At 66.3% G+C, this 25,110-nt stretch carries 22 protein-coding genes; 17 read left to right on the top strand and 5 right to left on the bottom strand.

What is annotated here, in order from left to right; genetic code table 11:
* Positions 1-194 precede the first annotated feature (194 nt).
* From PV761_RS09165 to PV761_RS09135, 7 genes are all read left to right on the top strand, one after another.
* The gene (locus tag PV761_RS09165) at positions 195-1,730 is read left to right on the top strand and encodes an alpha-N-arabinofuranosidase (protein ID WP_347896088.1); all 1,536 of its coding nucleotides are present in this window, start codon (positions 195-197) and stop codon (positions 1,728-1,730) included.
* 193 nt (positions 1,731-1,923) lie between these two features.
* Entirely contained in the window at positions 1,924-2,328 is a 405-nt protein-coding gene (locus PV761_RS09160) for a hypothetical protein (protein ID WP_347896087.1), read from the top strand.
* Positions 2,329-2,604: 276 nt separating this feature from the next.
* A complete protein-coding gene (gene dnaK / locus PV761_RS09155; protein ID WP_347896086.1) occupies positions 2,605-4,476 on the top strand; it encodes a molecular chaperone DnaK in 1,872 nt (623 codons plus the stop codon).
* Between the two features lie 2 nt (positions 4,477-4,478).
* The gene (locus tag PV761_RS09150; protein ID WP_028270895.1) at positions 4,479-5,171 is read left to right on the top strand and encodes a nucleotide exchange factor GrpE; all 693 of its coding nucleotides are present in this window, start codon (positions 4,479-4,481) and stop codon (positions 5,169-5,171) included.
* Between the two features lie 159 nt (positions 5,172-5,330).
* Positions 5,331-6,314, top strand: a complete 984-nt coding sequence (locus PV761_RS09145) for a DnaJ C-terminal domain-containing protein (RefSeq protein ID WP_028270894.1) — start codon at positions 5,331-5,333, stop codon at positions 6,312-6,314.
* 43 nt (positions 6,315-6,357) lie between these two features.
* Positions 6,358-6,780 carry a helix-turn-helix transcriptional regulator gene (locus PV761_RS09140; RefSeq protein WP_028270893.1) on the top strand — a complete coding sequence of 141 codons (423 nt, stop codon included), beginning with the start codon at positions 6,358-6,360 and terminating at the stop codon, positions 6,778-6,780.
* A 123-nt stretch (positions 6,781-6,903) separates the two neighbouring features.
* A complete protein-coding gene (locus tag PV761_RS09135; protein ID WP_347896083.1) occupies positions 6,904-7,737 on the top strand; it encodes an alpha/beta hydrolase in 834 nt (277 codons plus the stop codon).
* Between the two features lie 19 nt (positions 7,738-7,756).
* Here PV761_RS09135 and PV761_RS09130 read toward each other — a convergent pair whose 3' ends face one another.
* Positions 7,757-8,692: a ketopantoate reductase family protein gene (locus tag PV761_RS09130; protein ID WP_347896081.1), complete on the bottom strand. Its 936-nt coding sequence runs from the start codon at positions 8,690-8,692 to the stop codon at positions 7,757-7,759.
* Positions 8,693-8,971: 279 nt separating this feature from the next.
* Here PV761_RS09130 and urtA point away from each other — a divergent pair, with 279 nt between their 5' ends.
* From urtA to urtE, 5 genes are read left to right on the top strand one after another with little or no spacing between them, the layout of a single operon-like run.
* Positions 8,972-10,237, top strand: coding sequence for an urea ABC transporter substrate-binding protein (urtA, locus tag PV761_RS09125; RefSeq protein WP_347896079.1), 1,266 nt, complete (start codon positions 8,972-8,974; stop codon positions 10,235-10,237).
* Between the two features lie 46 nt (positions 10,238-10,283).
* Positions 10,284-11,168 (top strand): urea ABC transporter permease subunit UrtB, encoded by an 885-nt coding sequence (gene urtB, locus PV761_RS09120; RefSeq protein WP_028270889.1) that lies wholly within the window; start codon positions 10,284-10,286, stop codon positions 11,166-11,168.
* Positions 11,165-12,337 carry an urea ABC transporter permease subunit UrtC gene (gene urtC, locus PV761_RS09115; protein ID WP_347896077.1) on the top strand — a complete coding sequence of 391 codons (1,173 nt, stop codon included), beginning with the start codon at positions 11,165-11,167 and terminating at the stop codon, positions 12,335-12,337. Before urtB ends, urtC begins: the two co-directional genes overlap by 4 nt.
* Positions 12,334-13,137 (top strand): urea ABC transporter ATP-binding protein UrtD, encoded by an 804-nt coding sequence (gene urtD, locus PV761_RS09110; RefSeq protein WP_028270888.1) that lies wholly within the window; start codon positions 12,334-12,336, stop codon positions 13,135-13,137. The genes urtC and urtD overlap by 4 nt, the downstream gene beginning before the upstream one ends.
* Complete coding sequence (gene urtE / locus PV761_RS09105; protein ID WP_347896074.1) at positions 13,137-13,829, top strand: urea ABC transporter ATP-binding subunit UrtE; 693 nt, start codon at positions 13,137-13,139, stop codon at positions 13,827-13,829. Before urtD ends, urtE begins: the two co-directional genes overlap by 1 nt.
* 64 nt (positions 13,830-13,893) lie before the next feature.
* On the opposite strand, the gene PV761_RS09100 is transcribed toward urtE, so the two are convergent.
* Positions 13,894-14,157: a hypothetical protein gene (locus PV761_RS09100; RefSeq protein ID WP_051628857.1), complete on the bottom strand. Its 264-nt coding sequence runs from the start codon at positions 14,155-14,157 to the stop codon at positions 13,894-13,896.
* Positions 14,154-14,684: a hypothetical protein gene (locus tag PV761_RS09095; RefSeq protein ID WP_347896072.1), complete on the bottom strand. Its 531-nt coding sequence runs from the start codon at positions 14,682-14,684 to the stop codon at positions 14,154-14,156. The genes PV761_RS09100 and PV761_RS09095 overlap by 4 nt, the downstream gene beginning before the upstream one ends.
* 286 nt (positions 14,685-14,970) lie before the next feature.
* Here PV761_RS09095 and PV761_RS09090 point away from each other — a divergent pair, with 286 nt between their 5' ends.
* The 3 genes from PV761_RS09090 (at position 14,971) to PV761_RS09080 (ending at position 17,002) form a co-directional block, all read left to right on the top strand.
* Entirely contained in the window at positions 14,971-15,666 is a 696-nt protein-coding gene (locus tag PV761_RS09090; RefSeq protein ID WP_347896070.1) for a GAF and ANTAR domain-containing protein, read from the top strand.
* A 19-nt stretch (positions 15,667-15,685) separates the two neighbouring features.
* Positions 15,686-16,399 (top strand): GAF and ANTAR domain-containing protein, encoded by a 714-nt coding sequence (locus PV761_RS09085; protein ID WP_028270884.1) that lies wholly within the window; start codon positions 15,686-15,688, stop codon positions 16,397-16,399.
* Between the two features lie 216 nt (positions 16,400-16,615).
* Positions 16,616-17,002, top strand: a complete 387-nt coding sequence (locus PV761_RS09080; RefSeq protein WP_028270883.1) for a hypothetical protein — start codon at positions 16,616-16,618, stop codon at positions 17,000-17,002.
* A gap of 51 nt (positions 17,003-17,053) precedes the next feature.
* On the opposite strand, the gene PV761_RS09075 is transcribed toward PV761_RS09080, so the two are convergent.
* The gene (locus tag PV761_RS09075; RefSeq protein WP_347896067.1) at positions 17,054-20,509 is read right to left on the bottom strand and encodes a DEAD/DEAH box helicase; all 3,456 of its coding nucleotides are present in this window, start codon (positions 20,507-20,509) and stop codon (positions 17,054-17,056) included.
* A gap of 177 nt (positions 20,510-20,686) precedes the next feature.
* Between PV761_RS09075 and PV761_RS09070 the strand changes: the two genes are divergently transcribed.
* Positions 20,687-21,553 carry a hypothetical protein gene (locus PV761_RS09070; RefSeq protein ID WP_347896065.1) on the top strand — a complete coding sequence of 289 codons (867 nt, stop codon included), beginning with the start codon at positions 20,687-20,689 and terminating at the stop codon, positions 21,551-21,553.
* A 191-nt stretch (positions 21,554-21,744) separates the two neighbouring features.
* Positions 21,745-23,718, top strand: a complete 1,974-nt coding sequence (locus PV761_RS09065; RefSeq protein ID WP_347896063.1) for a glycoside hydrolase family 32 protein — start codon at positions 21,745-21,747, stop codon at positions 23,716-23,718.
* Between the two features lie 31 nt (positions 23,719-23,749).
* Here the strand turns inward: PV761_RS09065 and PV761_RS09060 are convergent, their stop codons facing one another.
* The gene (locus tag PV761_RS09060) at positions 23,750-24,982 is read right to left on the bottom strand and encodes a pyridoxal phosphate-dependent aminotransferase (protein ID WP_028270879.1); all 1,233 of its coding nucleotides are present in this window, start codon (positions 24,980-24,982) and stop codon (positions 23,750-23,752) included.
* Between the last annotated feature and the right edge of the window lie 128 nt (positions 24,983-25,110).

Raw genomic sequence — 25,110 nt, 5'->3', positions numbered from 1 at the left:
CGTCTGGCACCGCACTACCAGCCCCAAACAAGTCCTGGAACACTCAACCTGGCGACGAAAACACCAACACCGCGCACAACATAGTCATTACAAAACCCGCGGACACACCCCATAAACGCGACTGTAGTACTAGCCGGCACGTGAGCAGCCCCAGCATCCTTCGCCATCAAATCCACCCCTAGGACAGGAGCAAAATGTCCCGCGCACGCATCACCATTGACCGCGACTTCACCGTAGCCGAGGTTCCCCGCCGGATCTTCGGATCCTTCGTTGAGCACATGGGCCGCTGTGTCTACACCGGCATCTACGAACCGGGCCATCCCCGGGCCGACGAGCGCGGCTTCCGCCGCGACGTGATGGACCTCGTCAAAGAGCTGGGCGCCACCGTGGTCCGCTATCCCGGCGGCAACTTCGTCTCCGGTTACAACTGGGAGGACGGCATCGGTCCCGTGGCGGAGCGGCCGCGACGGCTCGACGGCGCCTGGCACACCCTGGAAACGAACGCCTTCGGCCTCCACGAATTCGTGGACTGGTCGCGGGAAGCCGGCGTGGAGGTCATGGAAGCGGTCAACCTCGGCACCCGCGGCGTCGATGCAGCCCGTGAGCTGGTGGAATACGCCAACATTCCGTCCGGCACCCGGCTGTCCGACCTGCGCCGCAAGAACGGCCACGAGGATCCGTTCAACATCAAGCTGTGGTGCCTGGGCAACGAGATGGACGGCCCGTGGCAGATCGGGCACAAGACCGCCGAGGAATACGGCCGGCTGGCGCAGGAAGCCGCCAAGGCCATGCGCTTCGTTGATCCGGACATCGAACTCGTGGCCTGCGGCAGCTCCAACTCGGGGATGCCCACCTTCGGCGCCTGGGAGCAGACGGTCCTGACCCACGCCTACGAGCAGGTGGACTACGTCTCGCTGCACGCCTACTACCAGGAGCACGACGGCGACGCCGGCAGTTTCCTGGCCAGTGCCGTGGACATGGACTACTTCATCGAATCCGTGATCGCCACCGCGGACGCTGTGCGGGCCAAGGGCAAGCACAAGAAGCACATCAACCTGTCCTTCGACGAATGGAACGTCTGGTACACCCGCCCCGGCGACGCCGACAGCCCCGAGCAAGTGGGCAAGCACGGCTGGCGCGAGCACCCCCGCGTCATCGAGGACCAGTACAACGTGACGGACGCCGTCGTCGTCGGGACCTTCCTGAACTCCCTGCTCCGGCACGGTGACCGGGTCAAGATCGCCAACCAGGCGCAGCTGGTCAACGTGATCGCCCCCATCCTCAGCGAGGAAAACGGCCCGGCATGGAAGCAGACCATCTTCCACCCCTTCGCCCGCATGGCCGAGCTGGCGCACGGCCAGATCCTCCGGCTCGCCGTGGACTCGGACAAGTACGGCAACGCCAAGTTCGGCGATGCCGACCTCGTGGACGTCAGTGCCACCTGGAACGAGGAAACCGGCCGCATCGCGCTGTTCCTGGCCAACCGCGGACTGGAAGAAGCCGCCGACGTCGAAGTGGTCCTTCGCGGCTTCGACGCCCGCCAGGTTGTCAGGGCCGACGTGCTGCGCATCCCGGACGGTGCGGACCGGTTCATCACCAACACACAGGCAAACCCCGGTGCCGTGGGCCTCATCCCCCTGGATGGCGTCAAGGCCGCCGGCGGCGAAGTCCGGGCCACCCTGCCGGCCCTGTCCTGGACGGCCATCGAACTGGAGGTCGTACGCAACTGAGGCGGTGCGCCGGCGCGGCGGACACCGTGACGGACGACGGCGGGCGGCACGTTTTCGTGGCCGCCCGCCGTGCGTTTGCGGGCGGTGTGCGGGTCAACCGCTCTGCCCTCCGCCCCTGTTGAAGCGCCGGGCGGATGGATAGACTGCCCCTGCGCCCGTCCGGGCGTCCGATGCTTCCAGGAGGGAACCGTCAGTGTCAGAGAACAGCGAAATTTCCAAGAACAGCGCAAACGAAGCGGAACAGCGCAGCACCGAACCCGCGCCGGCAGTCGAAGGTGACAGCGGCCAGTATGTCGACGGCGACTACGGCAAGGCGGGAATTGCGCACGAAGACCAGGTGGCCGCCGGCGACGGCGAGTATCCCGAAGGCGACTACGGAACCGCCGGGGAGGTCGAGGAACCTGCCGGGGCCGTCGAAGGCGAGTACGAGGCCGGTGATTACGGCAAGGCCGGCACTGCGGGGGAGAACCTGGTGACCCTGGAGGAAGCCGAATACCCCGACGGCGACTACGGAACGGCCGGTACCGCAGGCCAGGCGGAGACCCGCGAGCCGGCCCGCCGTGCAGAATCTGGCGAGGAGCCGGGCGATACCGACTGACAGTCAATTACGCCACCAGCCTGCTCCAGGACAGGGTTTCACGCACAGCGAAACCCTGTCCTGGTGCCGCTGCGTCTGGCCCAAAACCCCTGAATGACGGTCCTTTTCAGCTGCCCTGCAAACAGTTGCTTGGCCAGCAAATCCAAAGTTGAGCGGATCAGACTCAACTTTGGATTGACTTAAATCCGGCCGTGGGTAAAGTTGAGTGTAGATCGCTCAATCAGTGGGCGTGCCTGAATCTAGACCAGCGTTTCCACGGAAAGAAGGAAGCAACACATGTCACGTGCAGTAGGTATCGACCTCGGAACCACCAACTCCGTCGTCTCCGTTCTCGAAGGTGGCGAGCCCACCGTTATTGCCAACGCCGAGGGTGGCCGCACCACGCCGTCCGTCGTTGCGTTCTCAAAGTCCGGCGAAGTCCTGGTCGGCGAGATCGCCAAGCGCCAGGCCGTCAACAACATCGACCGCACCATCGCGTCCGTCAAGCGCCACATGGGCACTGACTGGAACGTCGCGATCGACGACAAGAAGTACACCGCGCAGGAAATCTCCGCGCGCATCCTGATGAAGCTGAAGAACGACGCCGAGTCGTACCTGGGCGAAAAGGTCACCGACGCCGTCGTCACCGTGCCGGCCTACTTCAACGACGCCCAGCGCCAGGCCACCAAGGAGGCCGGCGAAATCGCAGGCCTCAACGTCCTCCGCATCGTCAACGAGCCCACCGCTGCCGCTTTGGCCTACGGCCTGGACAAGGGCAAGGAAGACGAACTCATCCTCGTCTTCGACCTCGGCGGCGGAACCTTCGACGTCTCCCTCCTCGAAGTGGGCAAGGACGAAGACAACTTCTCCACCATCCAGGTGCGCGCCACCGCCGGTGACAACCACCTCGGCGGCGACGACTGGGACCAGCGCGTCGTTGACTACCTGCTGAACCAGCTCAAGGTCAAGGGCATCGACCTGTCCAAGGACAAGATCGCCCTGCAGCGCCTGCGCGAGGCTTCCGAGCAGGCCAAGAAGGAACTCTCTTCCTCCACCAGCACCAACGTCTCCCTCCAGTACCTGTCCGTCACCCCCGACGGCCCGGTCCACCTGGACGAGCAGCTGACCCGCGCCAAGTTCCAGGACCTGACCAAGGACCTGCTGGACCGCACCAAGAAGCCGTTCCAGGACGTCATCAAGGAAGCCGGCATCAAGCTCTCCGAGATCGACCACATCGTGCTCGTGGGCGGCTCCACCCGCATGCCCGCCGTGTACGAACTCGTCAAGGAACTCGCCGGCGGCAAGGAGCCCAACAAGGGCGTCAACCCGGACGAGGTCGTCGCCGTCGGCGCCGCGCTGCAGGCAGGTGTCCTGAAGGGCGAACGCAAGGACGTCCTCCTGATCGACGTCACGCCGCTGTCCCTGGGCATCGAAACCAAGGGCGGCATCATGACGCACCTGATCGAGCGCAACACGGCAATCCCCACCAAGCGCTCCGAAACCTTCACCACGGCTGACGACAACCAGCCGTCCGTGGCCATCCAGGTCTTCCAGGGCGAGCGCGAGTTCACTCGGGACAACAAGCCGCTGGGCACGTTCGAGCTGACCGGCATCGCACCGGCACCCCGTGGCGTCCCGCAGGTCGAGGTCACCTTCGACATCGACGCCAACGGCATCGTGCACGTCTCGGCGAAGGACAAGGGCACCGGCAAGGAACAGTCCATGACCATCACCGGCGGCACCGCGCTCTCCAAGGAAGACATTGACCGCATGGTCAAGGACGCCGAGGAGCACGCAGCCGAGGACAAGGCCCGCCGTGAGGCAACCGACACCCGCAACACCGCCGAGCAGCTCGCCTACTCCGTGGACAAGCTGATCGCGGACAACGCCGACAAGCTGCCTGAAGAGGTCAAGACCGAGGTCAAGGCCGACGTCGACGCCCTGAAGAAGGCCCTCGAAGGCACGGATGACGCCGCGGTAAAGACCGCCTTTGAGAAGCTGCAGGCTTCCCAGAGCAAGCTCGGCGAAGCCATCTACGCGCAGGCCGGTTCGCCGGACGGTGCCACGGGTGCCGCAGGCGCAGAGGGTGCCCACCCCGGGTCCGAAGGCGCCAAGGCCGATGAGGACATCGTCGACGCCGAGATCGTTGACGAAGACGAGAAGAAGTAACCATGCCGCACCACGGTAATGAAGAAGAGCACCACTCTTCCGCAGGCCAGCAACACGCGCACGCCAGCGGCGACAACGACAACCAGGAGAACGAGCCGCAGAAACCGGTGATCCACGACAACCGCAAGGTTGATCCGAAGACCGGCCAGGCCCGCCACCCTGACCAGGAGCACGCCGCCGCAAGGGGCCACGGTTCCGGGGACGCACTGTCGCAGGCCGAGGACATCCTCAACAGCGTTGAGGTTCCGGCCGAGGAATCGGTGGCCCAGGGCGTGGGCGCGGAGGAAGCGGAAGAACTCCGCAACGACCTCCGCCGCCTGCAGGCCGAGTACGTCAACTACCGCAAGCGCGTGGAACGCGACCGCGCCGTGGCAGGGGAGATGGCCGTCATCGGCGTCCTGAACTCCCTGCTTCCGGTCCTGGACGACGTCGACGCCGCCCGGCAGCACGGCGACCTGGCCGACGGCCCGTTCGCCGCGATCGCCGCCAAGCTGGAGAACGCGCTGAAGACCTACGGCCTGGTGCGCATCGATGAGACCGGCGTGGAGTTCGATCCCACGATCCACGAAGCCCTCATCCAGCAGCCCGGCCCGGACGTCGAAATCGACACCGTCAGCCAGGTCCTGCGCTCCGGCTACAGGTCAGGTGAGCGGGTCCTCCGGGCAGCACAGGTTATTGTTGCAGTCCCTGCATAAGTAGCCCAAACAAGCGCGTAGCAGTTGGTGGGCCCCGGGAGTGGCATCGGGCCTGCCGGAGCGTGGTGGCCTGGTCCGCAAGGACCAGGCCACCACGCGAAGGGGCGGGGGCCCATCACCTGCGCAGCGCATTTTGTAAGAACTTGAAAGGAAACGCCATTGGCTAGCCAGGACTGGGTCGACAAGGACTTCTACAAGATCCTTGGAGTCGCCAAGGACGCTTCCGACGCCGATATCAAGAAGGCTTACCGGAAGCTTGCGCGGCAGCACCACCCGGACACCAACGCGGGGAACGTCGCGTCGGAGAAGAAGTTCAAGGACATTTCCGAGGCATACTCCGTGCTCTCGGATCCGGACGAACGCCAGCAGTATGACGCCATCCGTGCCATGGGCGGCGGCGCGCGGTTCGCTCCCGGCGGTGCCGGGGCAGGCGGCGGCGCCGGCTTCGAAGACCTCTTCGGCGGCCTCTTCACCGGTGGCGGCGGGCGCCACTCCGGCGGCTACAGCACCTCGGGCGGCATTCCGCCGGAATTCGCCGATCTCTTCGGCGGACAGTTCGGCGGCCCTGGCTCCGGAGCGGGATTCCAGCGTGCCCCGCAAAAGGGCGCCGACCGTACGGCCACCACCACCATTTCATTCGCCGGGTCCATCCGCGGCACCACCATCGGCCTGCGCGAACCGGACGGGGACGTCATCGACGTCCGTGTTCCCGCCGGGATCAAGGACGGCCAGAAGGTCCGTGTCCGCGGCAAGGGCCAGTACGGACCGGCCGGCAACGGCGACCTGATGGTCACCGTCAACGTCAAGGGCCATGACTTCTACACGCGCGACGGCGACAACCTCCGCATCCATGTTCCGGTCACCTTCCCGGAGGCTGCCCTGGGTGCTGACATCGAAGTGCCGACGATCGACGGCGAAAAGGTCAAGGTCCGTGTTCCCGCGGGGACGCCCTCCGGGCGGACACTGCGGGTCAAGGGCCGCGGGGTCAAGCATGCGAAGGCCACCGGCGACCTGCTGGTGACCATCGACGTCGTGGTTCCGCAGAAGCTGACCAAGGAAGCGGAGGAAGCCGTGAAGGCGTTCGCTGCAGCCACGGACGGACACGATGTGCGGGCCGGACTGGCTGCCAAGGCACGTCTCTAGGAAACGCGCGGACTGGGACTGGGACTAGCGGGAGGAGCCGGCCTTGGACATTGATTTCGATCAGCCGATCTTCGTGATCTCGGTGGCGGCTGAGCTGGCGGACATGCACCCGCAGACGTTGCGGCAGTACGACCGGCTGGGCATCGTCTCGCCCAGCCGCGCGCCCGGAAAATCCCGGCGGTACTCCCAGCGGGACGTCAACGTGCTCCGGGAAGTGCAGCGGCTCTCGCATGAGGGGGTCTCGCTGGAGGGCATCAAACGCATCCTCCAGTTGGAGAACCAGGTGGCTGCGCTGCAGCGCCGGGTGTCCGAACTGACCGAGCAGCTCAGCAGCCGCCGCAGCCCGCTGGATTCACGCATTTTCGCGGCCGGAGCAGCCGGCGACGTGGTGAGCCTGGCCCGCGGCCAGCGGCCCCGCGCCCGCTCCCAGGCCGTGGTGGTGTGGCGCCCCCGTTCCACGGAGTGAGCGCTGCAGGCTGAGCCTTCCGGACTGACCTGACACGCCGTTCCTTGACAGGCCAAGCCTGCCGGAACAGAGTGAATGGTCAAGCCAGTTGCCAGTCTTCACTGCCCCGGAAGGAACGCCCTCATGGCCTTTGTGTCTGTCGGAAAAGAAAACAGCACCACCGTTGAGCTTTACTACGAGGACCACGGACAGGGACAGCCGGTGGTCCTCATCCACGGTTACCCGCTGGACGGCGCATCGTGGGAACGGCAGACCAGCGCGCTGCTGGCGGCAGGCTACCGGGTCATCACCTACGACCGCCGCGGCTTCGGCAAGTCTAGCCAGCCCACGGAGGGCTACGACTACGACACCTTTGCTGCCGACCTCAACACCCTGCTCACCGCGCTCGATCTCACCGACGCCGTGCTGGTGGGCTTCTCGATGGGCACCGGCGAGGTGGCCCGCTACCTCGGCACCTACGGCTCGGACCGGGTCTCCAAGGCAGTGTTCCTCGGTTCCCTCGAGCCGTTCCTGCTGAAGACGGACGACAACCCCGACGGCGTCCCGCAGGACGTGTTCGACGGCCTGCTCAGCGCAGTGAAGGAAGACCGTTACGCGTTTTTCACGGAGTTCTTCAAGAACTTCTTCAACACCGACGACACCCTGGGCAGCCGCCTCAGCGAAGAAGCCCTGCGCGCCAACTGGGCCACCGCCAGCAAGTCCTCCGCCCACGCCTCAGTGGCGGCGCAGCCCACCTGGCTGACGGACTTCCGCGCGGACATCCCCAAGATCGACGTTCCTGCCCTCATCGTGCACGGAACGGCGGACAACATCCTGCCCATCGACGTGACCGGCCGGCGCTTCAAGGACGCGCTGCCCGCCGCGGACTACGTGGAGATCGAGGGCGCGCCGCACGGCATGCTGTGGACCCACGCGAAGGAAATCAACCAGGCCCTCCTTGCCTTCCTGAAGAAGTAAGCAGGGAGCTGCACGCAGGCTAGCCGGATGCGGCGCTGACCCTCAGCTGCATCAGGGCCAGGTCGATCAGCGGCGTGGCCGCCCCGAGGAGCCGTGCCCGCCGGGTGAAGTCGCCCAGCAGGTGTTCGGTTTCGCCGGGGCGGCCGGCAACAACATCGCGGTAGAGGGACGACGTGAAGGTGGACCCGGGCTGCGTCAGCATGTCCACGGACAGCTGATGTTCGGGGTCCGGCACCGGATAGCCGGCCGCAGCCGCGACGGCGCCGGCTTCGGCCAGCACCGAATGCACGAAGTCCGTGCCGCCGGGTACCGCGACGATGGCGCCCACCGGTCCGCGCATCAGGCAGGTCACGGTCCCCGCGGACACGATGAATGCCCACTTGTGCCACATGGATGCCAGGGCGTCCGCCGTGGCCGAAGCCTTGAAACCCGGCACGGTCAGGGTTTCAACCGCCCGCACGACGCGGTCGCCCGGCGGGCCTGACTGTTCCCCCACCGTGAGTGTGGCCAGCGGATTCATCTGCAGGATGTCGCCGTCGTCGGTGAGGGTGGTGACCACCTTGACGATCCCGCCCAGCACGCGGTCCGCGCCGAAGGCCGCCTCGAGCGCGTCCATGTGGGCCATGCCGTTGAGGAACGGAATGACCACCGTTTCCGGCCCCACCGCCGGTGCAAGGTCTGCCAGTGCCTGCGGCAGGGCGGCGGCCTTGACCGTCACCAGCACCAGGTCGTACGGTCCGTGCAGGTCAGGCGCCGTGACCAGCGCCGGTTCAATGACGTCGTCGCGGCCCAGGCCCGTGATGCGAAGGCCGCGCCGGCGTAGGGTGGCTGCCCGTCCTTCCCGCACCAGGAACGTCACGTCGCGGCCGCCCTGCGCCAGGCGGCCGCCGAAGTAGCCGCCGGTGGCCCCCGCTCCGACAACCAGGATTCTTTGTGCGTTCTGCTGGCCGCTCATGCTGCTCCTCGGGGATTTGTGTCGCCGCCAAACCCAAAATGACGGCGGGAAAGTTTCCTTCAGGTTAACTTTGCCATCCGCACTTTCCGCCATTTTGTCAGCCAACTTACCGTTTCCGGGCTTCTGATCCACTGCGGACGCCCGGTCCGAAATCGTGCGGAAACGAACCATCATGCGTGTTGAAACAATTCGCTCCTAGATTGAGCCCCAGGGGGACCCGACAGGACCCTGGAGACCAGCAGCTGCCGCGAGGCAGCGCGGAGCGAGAAGCAGGTAAACATGAGGGTTTCAGTAACGAGGCGCGCTTTGATCCCCCTGGCCGCGGCGGCAATGGCAACGGCCCTGGCCGGCTGCGGAAGCCAGATTTCGGATCCGGCCTCCGCCAATTCCACCGCCAGCAGCGGCAGTTCCTGCGTGGACACGTCTGGCAGCAGCGTGAAGGTCGGATTCATCAACTCACTCTCCGGCACCATGGCCATCAGCGAGAACACCGTCTTTGATTCCCTGAGCCTGGCAGCCGAGGAAATCAACGCCGCCGGCGGAGTCATGGGCAAACAGCTGCAAGTGATCAGCGAGGACGGCGCCAGTGAACCCACCAAGTTCGCCGAACGCGCCGGGAAGCTGATCCAGCAGGACTGCACGGCCGCGGTGTTCGGCGGCTGGACCTCCTCCAGCCGCAAGGCCATGCTCCCGGTCTTCGAAGCCAACGACGCCCTGCTGTTCTACCCGGTGCAGTACGAAGGCCTCGAAGCGTCCAAGAACATCTTCTACACCGGAGCCACCACCAACCAGCAGATCATCCCCGCCCTGGACTACCTGGCTGAGCAGGGCACCAAATCCATCTTCCTGGTGGGCAGCGACTACGTCTTCCCGCGAACGGCCAACAAGATCATCCAGGCCTACGCCAAAGCCCACGGCATGGAGGTCCTTGGCGAGGAATATGCCCCGCTGGGGTCCACGGAGTTCTCCACCATCGTGAACAAGGTGCGGGACTCGAAGGCCGACGCCGTCTTCAACACCCTCAACGGCGACAGCAACGTGGCCTTCTTCCGGCAGTACAAGAGCGTTGGCCTGACCGCTGCATCCATGCCGGTGGTCTCGGTGTCCATCGCCGAGGAGGAAGTGCCCGGCGTCGGGCTCGAAAACGTGGTGGGCCAGCTCACGGCCTGGGACTACTACCAGACCCTTGACACGCCGGCGAACAAGAAGTTCGTCGCGGCGTTCAAGGCGAAGTTCGGCGCCGACCGCGTCACCAGCGACCCCATGGAAGCGGCGTACACCTCGCTGTACCTGTGGAAGGCCATGGTGGAGAAGGCCGGTTCCTTCGAAGTGGACAAAGTCCAGGCAGCCGCGGGCGGGGTGACGTTCGAGGCGCCCGAGGGCACTGTCACGGTGGACGGCGAGAACAACCACATCACCAAGACGCCCCGGATCGGAAAGATCAACTCCGAGGGCCTGATCGAGACGGTCTGGTCCTCGCCGAAGGCCGTGGAGCCCGATCCGTTCCTGGCCAGCTACGACTGGGCCAAGGACCTGGCCAAGTAGCCGCTTCCACCGCCCCTGCAGAAACCCGGAGGAAAGGCCCGCTGGAATGGAACTGTTGATTGGACAGATGTTTGCCGGACTCAGTCTCGGCTCGGTGCTGCTGCTGGCCGCGCTGGGGTTGTCGCTGACTTTCGGCCAGATGGGGGTCATCAACATGGCCCACGGCGAGTTCATGATGGCCGGTGCGTATACGGCCTTCGTGGTGCAGCGGAGCATTTCCGACGCCGGCATCTCGCTGCTGGTTTCCATTCCGGTGGGCTTCCTGGTGGGCGGCCTGCTGGGGCTGGTGCTCGAGGCGGTGCTGCTCCGGCGGATGTACCACCGTCCGCTGGACACCCTGCTGGTCACGTTCGGGGTGGCGCTGATCCTGCAGCAGGCCGCCCGGGACATTTTCGGCGCCCCCAGCGTGGACGTCCGGGCCCCGGCCTGGCTGCAAGGCAACGTCGAGCTGCTGGGAGCGCCCATCCCGCTCACCCGGCTGTTCATCCTGCTGCTGTCCCTGGTCTGCCTGGCAGGACTCGTAGTGGTCCTCAAGGGGACGCCGCTGGGCCGCCGCATCAGGGCGGTGGTGCTGAACCGGGACCTGGCCGAAACCAGCGGCATCTCCACCCGGCGCACGGACCAGCTGACGTTCTTCATCGGATCGGGCCTGGCCGGGGTGGCGGGCGTCGCCGTCACGCTGATCGGGTCCACCGGCCCGTACCTGGGGACGAACTACATCGTGGACGCGTTCCTGGTGGTGGTGGCCGGGGGAGTCGGCCAGATCAAGGGGGCCGTCATCGCGGCGTTCGCACTGGGCGTGCTGCAGTCCGTATTTGAATTTTCGACGACGGCGAGCATCGGCAAGGTGCTGATCCTGGTGCTGATCGTGGTCTTCCTGCAGCTGCGGCCGCAGGGCATCTTCAGCCTCAAGACAAGGAGCCTGGCATGAGCACTTTCCTGCGGTCCCGGTGGGGGGTGCTGGCCGGTTTCGCCGCGGGAGCGGTGCTTCTGCTCGTGGCGGCTCCCGCGGCACTCTCGGCGTTCAACCTTGCCCTGCTGGGAAAGTTCATCTGCTTCGCGATCGTTGCGGTGGGGATCGGACTGGCCTGGGGCCGCGGCGGCATGCTCACCCTGGGCCAGGGGGTGTTCTTCGGGCTCGGCGCGTACATCATGGCCATGCACCTCAAGCTGGCGGACGCCTCCCTCTTCGGCGGGTCCGGCGTGCCGGACTTTATGTCGCTGTACGGCAGCGGCGAGGTCCCCGGCTGGTGGGAGCCGTTCCGGAGCCCGGTGGTGACCCTCCTCGCCGTCGTCCTCGTTCCGGGACTGGTGGCCCTCGTCCTGGGGCTGGCCGTGTTCAAACGGCGCGTCAAGGGTGCCTACTTCGCCATCCTCAGCCAGGCCCTGGCCGCCGCCTTCGCCGTGTTCCTGATCGGCCAGCAGGCCACCACCGGAGGCTCCAACGGCCTCAGCGGCTTCCGGTCCTTCTTCGGGTTCGATTTGAAGGACCCCTCCAACAAAATGATGCTCTATTCGATCGCCGCCGTGGTGCTGCTCCTGGCCCTGGCGGCGGCCCGGCAGCTCATGCGCAGCCGGTTCGGCGAACTCCTCGTCGCCGTCCGGGACCAGGAGGAACGGGTCCGGTTCCTGGGCTACGACCCGGCCACCATCAAAACAGTGACCTATGTGATCGCGGCCGTCATGGCAGGGATCGCCGGCGCCTTGTTCGTGCCCATCGTGGGGATCATCTCGCCGGCCGACGTGGGCGTCATTCCGTCCATCGCCTTCCTGATCGGAGTGGCAATCGGGGGCAGGGCAACCCTGCTGGGCCCCGTCCTCGGAGCACTCAGCGTGGCCATCGCCCAGACCAGCCTGGCCTCCACCTTCCCGTCGTTCTGGGTCTACTTCCAAGGCCTGCTCTTCGTCCTGGTCATCGGGTTCATGCCCGGCGGCCTCGCGTCGCTGCCGCGGCTCGTCTCCCGGCTGAAGCAGCGCCGTACGGAGCAGCCCCGCGGCGCTGCACCGGCGTCCTCGCCGCAGGTTCCCGCCTCCGCCGTGCCGGCCCCGGCAACTGCAGCAACCACCCCAACCACCGTCCCGGAAGAGGCAAGCCGATGACCACCCCCACGCTGCTTCCCGACGGCGAGCCACGGGCCGGCGGGCTCCGCCACGGCCGGCCGAAGTACCTCGAGGTCCGCGGCCTCACGGTGGCCTTCGACGGCTTCGTCGCCGTGGACAGCGTCAACCTCGACGTCATCCAGGGCGACCTGCGGTTCCTCATCGGCCCCAACGGTGCCGGCAAGACCACCATCATCGATGCGATCACCGGGCTGGTTCCCGCCACCGGATCCGTGAACCACACCGGCACTGAGATCCTGGGCCGGAAAGTGCACAAGATCGCCCGGCTGGGCGTGGGCCGGACGTTCCAGACGGCGAGCGTTTTCGAGAACCTCACGGTGCTTCAGAACCTGGATATCGCTGCCGGGCCGGGCAGGAAGGCACGGGAGCTGCTGAGGAGACGGAAGGGCGTGGACCCCGCCGTCCAGGAAGCCCTGGAAATCATCGGGCTGACCCGGGCCGCGGACAAGCAGGCCGGCACCCTGGCGCACGGTCAGAAGCAATGGCTGGAAATCGGCATGCTGCTGGTCCAGAACTCGGACGTGCTGCTCCTGGACGAACCCATCGCCGGAATGAGCCAGGACGAGCGCGACGAAACCGGGCAGCTGCTCCGCCGGATCGCGGCCAGCCGCATCACCCTGGTGATTGAACATGACATGGACTTCGTCCGGGAGTTCGCCACTTCGGTGACAGTCCTCGCGGCCGGGAAGGTCCTGAGCGAGGGCAGCGTGGCGCAGGTCCAGGCCGACAAAAAAGTGCAGGAAGTCTACCTCGGCACGGCCGGAATGGAAGGGCACTGATGCTGGAAATCACGGACCTGCAGACCGGCTACGGGCGCACCCAGGTTATTTCCGGAGTGGATATCACCGTCCCCGACGGGTCGCTGGTTTCCCTCCTGGGCCACAACGGTGCGGGAAAGACCACACTGCTGCGCGCCGTCGTCGGGCTTCTCAAGCCCACCCGCGGCACCATCACGCTGGACGGGGAGGACATCTCCGCCCTCCGGCCGCACCAGCGGGTGGCGCGTGGCATGGCCTATGTTCCGCAGGGGCAGCAGTCGTTCGGGCAGCTGACCGCCCTGGAGAATCTCCAGCTGGTGGCAGACGGCCGCCGGAACGCGAAGGAACGCGTGGCGGAAGCGCTGGACATGTTTCCGGCGCTCAACCCGCTGCTGGGCCGCCGGGCCGGCCTCCTGTCCGGCGGGCAGCGGCAACAGCTGGCCATCGCCCGGGCACTCATCACCGAACCGACGCTGCTCATCCTGGATGAGCCCACGGAAGGGATCCAGCCCAATGTGGTGGCCGAAATCCAGGAGACTATCATCAAGCTGTCCCGGCGCAGCGGCATGCGCGTCCTTTTGGTGGAACAGCACATCGGCTTTGCGTTGAACGCGGCCGACAGCTACTACGTGCTGGCCGCCGGACGGGTCAGTTCCCGCGGCACGGGCGGGGCCGAATCCGCAGGAAAGGTGCGCGAAGCAATGCTGATCTGACCGGGCTGGCGCAGGGGAAACCCGGCCCGGCGTCTGACCGGGCTGGCGCAGGGGAGGCGGACCGTTAGTGTGAACGAGCGGCTTCGCCCTGGGGGTTGCCCGCTGTGGGCGGTGCCTGTCGTTCGAGCGTCTCCCCGAACGGGACGTCTTCGCTGACGGCAACGGTGAAGGTGGTGTTCCCCAGCCGCGTTACAAGGATGCCGCAGCGGCCCTCTTGCATGGCGTGCTGCCGTGCTTGTTCAACTGCGGTGCTTAGCTCCGCGTCGATAAGGCGTGGATCCGTGGCTTCGACAAAAAAGGTACGTCCGGCCTCGATGGTGCTGATCATGCTGCGTTTCCTGACTTTGGTTCCTTGGTGGTTTTGATCGGGTTGGTTTCGACCCTGGGACTCCGTGCGGCGTCTGAGATCGCCCGGAAAATGCGCTCCTGCGATGCCAGCTCGATGCCCAGGGCGGTCGCGGCGATGTCTTCGAGGGCTTCGTACATCCAGTCTGTGGCGGTCTTGTTGTCCGGATGGGACGCGCCCGGATGGGAGGCGCCCGTGAGGACCGGACCCGTGAGGGCCGGACCCGTGAGGGACGGGTCGGACCGGAGGAGCGAGTAGCGTGCCACTTTCGCCTTCAGCTCGGCGACGAGGTCCTCGATCTCCGCCAACAGCGGGTCGTTCCACCGGTCGGAATCCTGCGAGTCAAACTCCTGCGCCACACCGGGGTCCCCTGCGTCGGACGGGGTTCGGTTCAGGCGCAAATCGGGCTGCCTCCACTGGCTCGTTGCCATGGCGGCCCTGAGCAGCTCGCTATGGTCCTGGGATGCCACATGCGTGAGCGAGACTTCGAGGGATGGGTTGCCGCGCATCGGGTGGACTCCTCCTGGATTTTTCGCCGACAAAATGGCGCTACCAGGGTCTGGGGCAACTAAATTAAGTGTATCCGGCGCCTCGGGACGTGAACAGGGACCGCTGAACCGGCTGGTCCGGGCCCGACCAACCGGGATCAAACTCCCACGGGGCGCTGCCAACCGGTTGATCCGGGAGCGGGCATAAACTGTACGAACAGCAGTTGATGCATGGAAGGTGCCTTTCCGATGGTTCAAGCGACGTCCTTCCGTTTCCCGGATCCGGCTGTCGCCGCGCGGGGCCGTCATGGTTGACGGTTCCTGTTCGATGGCTGAGGGGCTGGACACCGGCCTTTGTACGGTGTTCCTGGAGTCGCTGCCCATTACCGGCGCTTCGATCTCCGTATTCTCGGGCCTGGCTCCGGAGACCACGGTGTGCGCCAGCAACCGGGTTTCGGCGCGGATTGACGAACTCCAGTTCGACCTGGGTGAGGGGCCCCGCTGGACAGCCCTGGAGCGACGGAGGCCGGTGCTCCTGCCCGACGTGCGCGCGGGTTCGCATGCCGCCTGGCCCGTCTTCGCGAAGGCCATCCGGGACCTTGACGTGTCCGCCCTATTCGTCTTCCCCCTGGTGCTCGGCGCCATGGACATCGGGGTTGCGGAACTCTACTGTTCAGACCCCGGCCCGCTCAGTGCGGCCGACCATTCGACGGCGCTGCAGCTCGCCGATGCCGCGACCTGGCAGCTGCTCCGGGAGCTCCTCACCCTGGCCCCGGCGGACGGCACGGATGCACCGCAGGACGGCTCGCCGCTTTCCCGGCGCGAGGTGCATCAGGCCACGGGAATGGTCCTTGCCCAGACAGGGGCTTCCGCCACCGATGCGCTGCTGTTACTGCGTGCGCACGCGTTCTCCCAGGGCCGCACGGTCCGGGAAGTGGCCCGTGACGTCGTCGCCAGGACCCTGGATTTCACGCCTCCCGACGGGGTGACCCGCCGCCCATGACGTGCAGTAGAATCCCAATATGGCGATGATGAGCCGCGCCGGACGCGTAAGTGCCGCTTTCGTCAGGATAGCGGACACCCTGGTGGGGGATTACGACGTTTTCGACCTCCTGCACACCCTGGTGGACGAATCTGTGGGAATACTCGACGCCGCCGCGGCCGGGCTGGTGCTCGTTGACCCGGGCGGTGACCTCCAGGTAATGGCTTCCACGAGCGAGGAAAGCCAGTTGGTGGAGGTTCTCCAGCTGGAGGCCGGCGAGGGTCCGTGCGTTGACTGCTACCGCACCGGCGCTGTTGTGGCCATTGACGACATTGCCACGGACGGGTCCCGGTGGCCGCTGTTCCAGGCTTCCGCCCTTGCCCAGGGCTTCAAGTCCCTGCACGCTGTTCCGATGCGCCTGCGCAGCCGGACCATCGGTGCCATGAACCTCTTCGGCCGGGAGCCGGGTCCGCTCAGCGCGGATGATGCTGCGATTGCACAGGCATTTGCCGACGTCGCCACCATCACCCTGCTGCAGGAGCGCGCGGCCAGGGAAAACGCCCTCATCAACGAACAGCTGCAGCACGCGTTGAACAGCCGCATCCAGATTGAACAGGCGAAGGGTGTCATCTCGCACACGGCAAACGTGGACATGAACCGGGCCTTCTCGATGCTTCGCGACTATGCCCGTGCCCACAACCAGACCATTTACGAAACCGCCGCAAAAGTCATCGGCCGCAGGATCACCCTCTGACCGACCGGGTACCTAGGCGCGGGCCCCGGGACCGGCGAACAGAATAGAGTACTCACTACTCGTGACGTACCGGAGCGGCAGCGGCTTGAATGGAGCCCAGCTGGGTCTCACAGCTGTGGTCTCTGTTCTCTGGGGGTTTCCTATGTGTCTGTTCTGCAATGCCCAAGTGTCCCTGCCCCGCCCTGCCACGCCGGGCGGCGTCCGATGAGCGCGGGAATGGAATCCGTCGCCATGTTCGCCGGCTCGCTGGCAGGGCTGGTGATCTTGTCCCTGGGCCAGGCGATGGTGGTGGCGTGCCTCTGCTTCGACATGGTCCGTGCCCTGTCCGTGCCCAGGTCCCACCGACGCTACGTGGCCAGCACCGTCTTCCGGACGCTGGCGCTGCCGTCGGTCCTCGTGATGGGCATCAGCGTCCTGGTTGATGCCGTCTTCTGGTCCTGGCTGGATGTGGCAATGGGTGTCTTCGTGATGGTGATGATCATCTTCCGGCTGCACCACGACAAGGACGAGGACAACTGGTGGAAGGGCAAGGGCAAGAAGCTCGCCCGCTGGGCCCGGAAACAGCTGTCCACGGGAAGGTCCCTGGCCCCGGCCATGGGCTGACGGTTCGCCAGCTGAACGTTCGCCGCGGTCCGTGAACAGCCGGCCCGGCCGTCAGTCGTTGAACAGGCCGGCCAGGTCTTCCGCCGTCAGGGAACCGCCGGAGAGCGCATCGCCTTCCATCACGTCAGCGAACAGCTGCGACTTCTTCGCCTTCAAGGCCATGACCTTTTCCTCGATGGTGTCCTTGGCAACCAGCCGGTAGACCATCACGTTGCGCGCCTGGCCGATCCGGTGGGTGCGGTCCACGGCCTGCGCCTCGGAAGCCGGGTTCCACCACGGATCCAGCAGGAACACGTAATCCGCCTCGGTCAGGTTCAGGCCGAAACCGCCCGCCTTCAGGCTGATCAGGAACACGGGGGCGGAGCCGTTCTTGAACTCGTTCACCACATCCGAACGGTTGCGGGTGCCGCCGTCGAGGTAGCAGAATTCGATTTTCTCCTCGACGAGCCGTTCCCGGACCTTGCCCAGGAAGCCGGTGAACTGGCTGAAGATCAACGCCCGGTGCCCCTCGGCAACCAGGTCCTCCAACTGCTCGAACAGCACGTCCAGCTTGCTTGAGCGGACACCGGACAGGGACGGGTCCACCAGGGAAGCATCCAGGCTGAGCTGGCGCAGCAGGGTGAGCGACTGGAAGATGGTGAAGCGGTTCTTGTTGACGTCTTCGATGAGGCCCAGGATCTTCTGGCGCTCGCGCTGCAGGTGGGTCTGGTACACCTTCTGGTGCCGCGGATTCAGCACCACCTCCAGGATCTGCTCCTGCTTCGGCGGGAGGTCGTGGATGACCTGCTCCTTGGTGCGGCGCATCATGAGCGGACGGACCCGACGGCGGAGCTTGTCCAGCTGCCCCTTGTCACCGTTCTTTTCCACCGGCTTCTGGTAGTACTCGGCAAACCGGCTGGGGCTCGCGAAGAGGCCCGGGGCCACAATCGAGGTCAGCGCCCAGAACTCCATCAGGTTGTTTTCCAGCGGCGTTCCGGTGATGGCCAGCTTGAAGGCGGCCGGCAGCTTGCGCGCGCACTGGTAGGCCTTGGACTGGTGGTTCTTAACGAACTGGGCCTCGTCCAGCACCAGGGCGGCCCACTCGCGGGACGCGTACGCCTCGTAGTCGATCCGGAAGAGGGCGTAGGACGTAATCACGATGTCCGCTCCGGCCATCGCCTCGGCCGGGTCCGCTCCGTTTTTTGCGAACGTTTCGCCGATTGCCCGGACCGTAAGCCCGGGGGCAAAGCGCGCGGTTTCGGCTTCCCAGTTCCCCACCACACTGGTGGGGGCAACCACCAGGAACGGTGCGGAGCCCGCTGCGGGGGCCGGTGCCGCGGCGGCCTCCTTGGCAGCGCAGACCAGGGCCAGCGCCTGAACGGTCTTGCCCAGGCCCATGTCGTCCGCCAGCACCCCGCCCAGCCCGTGCTTGTAGAGAAAACTGAGCCAGTTGAAGCCTTCCAGCTGGTACGGGCGCAGCTCGGCGTTGAGGGTGTCCGGAAGGGGCAGTCCCTTGATGCCGCCTTCCAGCAGCCCGCCCACGGCTTCGCGCCAGGCGGAGGCCTGCTGGTCCACGATGCCGAGGTGCGCGAGCTCGTCCCAGAGCCCGGCCTGGAACCGGCTGATCTGCAGCGGCGCGTCCTTGTTGTCCTGCAGGGAGCGTGCTTCGTCAATGAGTGCGCGCAGCTGATGCAGCTCGGGCAGGTCCAGGGAGAAGTACGCGCCGCTGGGCAGGAGCATCCGGGTTTCGCCGGCCGCCAGCGCGGAGAACAGGGCAGCGAAGGAAACCGGCTGGCCTTCGAGCGTGATCACAATGCCGAGGTCGAACCAGTCGCGCTGGTCGGTGGCCTTGGTGGAGATGGCCACCACGGGCGCTTCTTCGGCCTCACGGTAGTCGGCGATGTCCCCCGCGGTGTCCACCACAACGTCCGGGGTGTTGCGGAGCCGGGGAAGGACTTCCTCCGTGAAGGCCAGGGTGTCCAGCCCGCTCAGTTCGGCCGAGGCCGCCAGCCGCGGGGTGCCCCAGCCGCCGGTAGCGGATTCGCCCAGTTTGGGGACCACTTCCCAGGGCTGGCCCAGAGCCTCGAGGATGCGGGCCTCCGCGGGATCGTCCCGGTAGCCGTGGTCGCCCGGGTGCCGCCACAGCGGCTGTGCCGTGACCAGGTTCCCGGACGTGTAGTGCCATTCCCAGTGCAGCCGCACTTTGTGGTCGCTGCCGTAATTGGCCAGGAGGGACAACGTGGGAACGGCCAGAGAGGGCAGCTCCACGGATTCATCCGACGCCGTGACCCGGGCAGCCTGCTTGAGCTTGGGGTAGAAGCCGGTGAGGAAGCGGGTCTCGTCCCGGGCCGGAATATGCAGGGTGCTGCCGGCCGTGACGAACGTCAGGAGTTCTTCGCTGAGGCCGGTTTCCAGGGGAGCCAGGGTGATGATCGACCCGCTGCCCACGCCCGGAAGGGCGTCCGCACCGGACGTCAGGAAGATCCCGTGGGCGGGCCGGCCGATCGTCCCCACGGAGGCCGGATCAACCACCTCCCCCTCAACGGTGATGGTGGGGGCCAGCGTCAGCCCGCCGTCGTCGGACGTTTTTCCGCTGTCGACGACGGCAGATTCGACGGCGGCGGGTTCGACGGCGGCGGCGCCTCCCCCGCCGGAAGTACCAAAGCGGGTCAGGTTAAGGCCGACGGCGGCCGGCTCCTCCACGAACCGGACGGGCTCCTGGCTGCCGGTGTGGACCAGCGCGACGCCGATCTTCCGGGCCTGGGCGAGCAGGCTCCAGAGGTTCTTGCCGGCATAGGTGTTCAGCCCCAGCCAGGGCGCGGTGGAATTGTGCTGGCGGTTGGCGAGGGCGGTGTGGGACGCGAGGAATTCCTGCATCCACTCCACATGCGCTTCGTTGCATTCGCGCCGGTAGTTCAGGTAACTGAGCGTGTTCCAGGAGACGTCGCCGCGGATCCACTTGCCCTTGGCGCCCATGATCACCGGGCGGGCCTTGAGCTGCCGGACACTGCGGAGCGGATCGCGCCGGCCGGTGTAGGAGAAGTGCGGGGCCGGTTCCTCAATATCGAACTGCAGGGCCAGCGGGATGCCGTTGGTGGACGGGGTGATTCCCGGCCGGGCAATGAGCGGCCCCAGGGCCTGTTCCCAGTCCGGCATCTCCTTCACCAGGGGCTCACGCGACAGGCGGGTGCTTTCAGCCGGGGCCAGGAGCTGGACGCGGGTGGCCGGATTGTCCTCCGCCGCGAAGAGCAGCGCGGCCACGTGCTTGCAGTCCTTGCGCACGGGGCAGCTGCAGACCCCGACGGTGCAGCTCCAGCCGCCGGCCTTACGGACCAGCTTCGCGGTGGTGGAATACGGCACGTCCTGCCCGCCGCGGACCTTGCCGAGCATCAGGCCGGTGGCGGCATCAAAGGAGATCCCCGAAACCCGGCTGCCCATGGCGTAGGCGAGTCCGGCCGCGAGGGAGCGGTCGTTGATCGCGGGGGTCTGTATTGCCAGTGCCGCACTCTCGTCCGGTTGGGATGGCATGGTGCGCGCTACTTTCAGCAGGTCAAAAATCTGCAGGTTATCTGATCCATCTTAGCGAGCCGGAAGAGGCCCTGAAACTTCGCCCAACGTTCAACTCCGCCTCAACCCGCGGACCGGTGCGCCGCGTAGCGTGAAAGGGTCCCAAGCACCACCCGCTTTCAGCAGTGAGGATTTCCCATGAGCACCGGTCAGCCCGCCAGCAAGCACCCCGTCGTCCTGGCACTCGAAAGCGCCGAAGCGGCCAACGAAGACGTTGTCGACTCCAACGTGACCGTGGTCAACGCCATGTACGCGGAGCTCCTCGACGCCCCGGAAATCGCGCCCAACGCACTCCGCAGCTACTACGTCGACTTCTACCTCACGCAGGCGCTGGCCGGCGGCTTCGCCCAGTACGTCTTCACGGTGCCGGAGCGCGACGAGATTGACGCCTACGTCCGCGAAGGCCTGGAAGGCATGGGCGCCACCGCCCACCTGGCGCTGTTCAACCGCACCGCCGCGGCCTTTGACGCACTCAGCGAGGACGACGCCGACAGGTACCTGGACGGGGATACCGAAGGCTTCGGCGAGGCCGACGGCGGGACAAGCTCCCCGGAAGCCGTCAGGGAGCTCGAAGAGCTCGACGAAACCTTCGAGTCGCTGCTTGAGACCGAGGACATCCTCGAGCTCAACGCCGCCTGGCTCCGCCGCCAGGAAGGCCTGCTGCTGCTGGACGACGAGCAGCTGGAACTGCACATCGCCGAGCGTGTGGCCCAGATCCCCAACCTTGCGGAGCGCCAGGCCGAAGCGGCTGAGGAAGCCCTCGAGAACGCGCCGGAGTTCGAACTGATCATCCGCGAACTGTGCGACGTGGCGGGCCAGGAACTCCGGAAAATCACCATGGGCGACCCCAACTACGAACACAACGGCGAAACCGTCCTCGCCTGGCACTTCACCACGGACCAGGGCGATTTCATCATGGTGGAGGAGGACGACGAGGCCTACATGATCAGCCCCTCGACCAAGGAGATCGTGGCCGCGGTGGAGTTCGAAGAAGCCGACGCCTAAAGCCGACGCCTAAAGCCGCCGCCTTAAGCCGACGCCAGGGCCGTGCCGGGGCGCCGCCAGGGTCCTGCCGGGACTCCGGCGGGACCTCGGCGGCGCAAACCCTGTAAAATTGAGCGGAATCAGACCAACATGAACGCCGGCGCCGGCCAAAAACCGGCGCCGGCGTTTGTGCATCCCGATGATCGGTGGACATGTCGCTCAGGTTCCTTCCCAGCAAAATCACGCCACGGGCCCTATGGGCCGCAGCGGCCGCCGCCCTGGCTCTCGTGCTGGTAGCCGTGGCCATTGTGGTGGGCTCCGGGCAGCAGCCGGACCCTGCCGGTCCCGCCCCGGAGGCCCTTGCCGACGTTGCTGACGCCCAGGCTGAAGCCAGGAAGGACTCGGGACATTACGGCTCGTACTGGCTGGCCGGGGGAGACCGCAGCCTGGAGAACCTCGCCCGCCCGCTGCGGACCGACGGCGTCTCCGACCTCCGCGCCATCGAATGCGCCGACGGCTGGGTGGCCGCCGCCCGCGACGCGCAGGACGTGATGGTGCGGTCCAGCGAACAGGACTCCGCCGTGCAGGCAAAGGCAGTGCGCGCGGGTTCCGCGGACATTTCCCGGCCGGACTGCGTTACTCCGGAAGCGGTGGATGCGATGCTGGCCGACCTGGGAGCCGGTCCGGAGCTGCCGGCACCGGCGGAGCCCGCATTCGCGCGTCCGGACGGTGCCTCCGCGTACCGGCCCGGCTACCACATCACACCCCGCGAAAACTGGATGAACGATCCCCAGCGGCCGTTCCTGCTGGACGGTCTCTGGCACTACTACTACCTCTACAACGCCGGCTACCCGGAGGAAAACGGCACCGAGTGGTACCACCTCACCAGCACCGACCTGGTGCATTGGAAGGACGAGGGGGTGGCCATTGAAAAATACAAGAACGGGCTGGGCGACATTGAAACGGGCAGCGCCGTGGTGGACTACGAGAACTCTGCAGGGTTCGGCAAGGGCGCCGTCGTCGCCGTCATGACGCAGCAGGACGAGGGCATCCAGCGGCAGTCGCTCTTCTATTCCACCGACAAGGGCTATTCGTTCAAGGCCTTCGACGGGAACCCCGTCATGGACAACCCGGGGGAACAGCACTGGCGCGACCCGAAGATCATCCGCGATGAGGCGAACAACCAGTGGGTGATGGCGCTGGCCGAGGGCGAGAAGATCGGGCTGTACGCCTCGGCCAACCTGAAGGAATGGCGCTACCTCTCAGGCTTTGAACGCCAAGGCCTGGGGATCCTTGAGTGCCCCGAACTCTTCCAGCTCGACGTCGACGGCGATCCCGCCAAACGGACCTGGGTCCTCGCTGCCAGCGCCAACGGCGCCGGGGAAGGACGGTCCACCGGCGTGGCCTACTGGACGGGGAACTGGGACGGGACCCGGTTCGAGCCTGCGGACGACAAGCACCAGTGGATGGATGACGGCGCCGACTTCTACGCCGCCGTGACCTGGGACGATCCCCGGCTCACGGAAGCCCAGCGCATGGCTTCCCGCCACACCGTCGCCTGGCTGAACAACTGGGCCTATGCGCGGAAACTGCCCACCGAAGACTGGCACGGCGGCGCCGATACCGTGGTGCGGGACATCCGTCTCAAGACCGTCTCCGGAAAGCCCACGCTCGTCTCCACCCCCACCAACGCCCTGAAATCCCTGCAAGGCGACACCGCCACCGTGACGGACCGCAAGCTCACCCCCGGCGGCGCCGGCGGACTGCCTGCCCCCGACGGCGGGGGCTACCGGCTCGATCTGACCCTTGAGAAGGCTGCCGGGGACGACGGCAGCGAAGCCAAGGTGGAGCTGCTGGCCGAAAACGGCGTCTTCGCCACCGTGGGCTATGACTTCGCCTCGGAAGCGGCCTTCGTCTCCCGGGACGGCGCCGCCAAGGAAACCGCCGGACTCGCGCCCGACTACGGCGTGGTCCGCCGGGCGGCCTCCGCACCCCGTGACGGCAAGGTCGAGCTGACGGTCTATGTGGACCACAGCACCGTGGAAGTGTTCGTCAACGGCGGGGAGCGTACCCTCACGTCCCTCGTCTATCCGTCCGGCGCGCCCACGGGCCTGAAGGCGCTGACCAAGGACGGCACACTGACGCTGAAGTCCTTCAGCTACACGCCGATGGCCGCCGCGTCCTGATCCTCCCGGTGATGAGCGGTCCGGTCCTGGCTTAGGCCTCGTCCTCCACACCGATCCGGTAGGAGGCGAGGAAGGCCGCGATGCGGCGCACTGCTTCCTCGATGTCCTCGACTGAGGGAAGGATGACGAAGCGGAAGTGGTCCGGCCTGGGCCAGTTGAACGCCGTGCCGTGCGAAACCAGGATTTTCTGTTCACGCAGGAGGTCCAGGACGAACTGTTCGTCGCTCTTGAACGGGTAGAGCTCCGGGTCCAGGCGGGGAAACAGGTACATGGCGGCGGCCGCCGGTACACACGTGACGCCGGGAATCGCGGTGAGCAGCTGGTGGGCGCGGTCCCGCTGCTCGCGCAGCCGGCCGCCGGGCCGGACCAGGGCCTCGATGCTCTGGTAGCCGCCAAGGCAGGTCTGGATGGCATGCTGGGCGGGGACGTTGGGGCACAGGCGCAGGGAAGCCAGCAGCTCCAGGCCTTCGCGGTACGCCTGGGTTGCCGCGAGCGGGCCCGTGACGGCCACCCATCCTGCGCGGTAGCCGGGCATCCGGTAGGCCTTGGAGAGGCCGCTGAACGTCAGGACGCAGATGTCCTCCGCCACGGAGGCGGTGTGGATGTGCTGGGCCTTTTCGTACAGGATCTTCTCGTAGATTTCGTCCGAGAACAGCACCAGGTGGTGCTTGCGTGCCAGCGCCGCAAACTGCTCCAGGATGTGCCGCGGATAGACGGCGCCCGTGGGGTTGTTCGGGTTGATGATCACGATTGCCCTGGTGCGCTTGGTGATCTTCGATTCGACGTCGGCCATGTCCGGCCACCAGTGCTCGTCCTCGTCGCACAGGTAGTGGACGGGCTTGCCGCCGGTCAGGGTGACGGCGGCTGTCCACAGCGGGTAATCCGGGGCCGGGATGAGGACCTCGTCGCCGTCTTCCATGAACGCCTGGAGGCACATGGAAATAAGTTCGCTCACGCCGTTGCCGATGAAGATGTCCTCGACGCCGATCTGCATCAGGCCGCGGGTCTGGTAGTACTGCGAGATCGCCGTGCGCGCGGAGAAGATCCCTTTGGAATCGCTGTAGCCCTGCGCCCCGCGCAGGTGGTGGATCATGTCCACCACTACGGACTCGGGGGTTTCCAGTCCGAACGGTGCCGTGTCGCCAAGATTCATCTTGAGGATCCGGTGCCCTTCGGCTTCCATCTCCTTGGCCGCCTGGAGGATGGGCCCGCGGAGTTCGTAGCGGACGTTCTGGAGTTTGCTGGAGTGCTGCATGGGACGCATGCTTGATCTTTTCACAGCCCGCGGCTTAGGGCACAGGCTCCGAACGGTGCGGGGCAACGCCGCAACCCCGATCCCCCGTCCGGGCGGTCTACACTGTGGTCAGCGCCCTTGAAGCAGCCCGGGGGGAT

The organism is Arthrobacter sp. CC3 (assembly GCF_039907775.1).
Taxonomy (GTDB): Bacteria; Actinomycetota; Actinomycetes; order Actinomycetales; family Micrococcaceae; genus Arthrobacter.
Note: the sequence above shows the minus strand (reverse complement) of the source record. Positions and strands in the feature narration are given on the sequence as shown.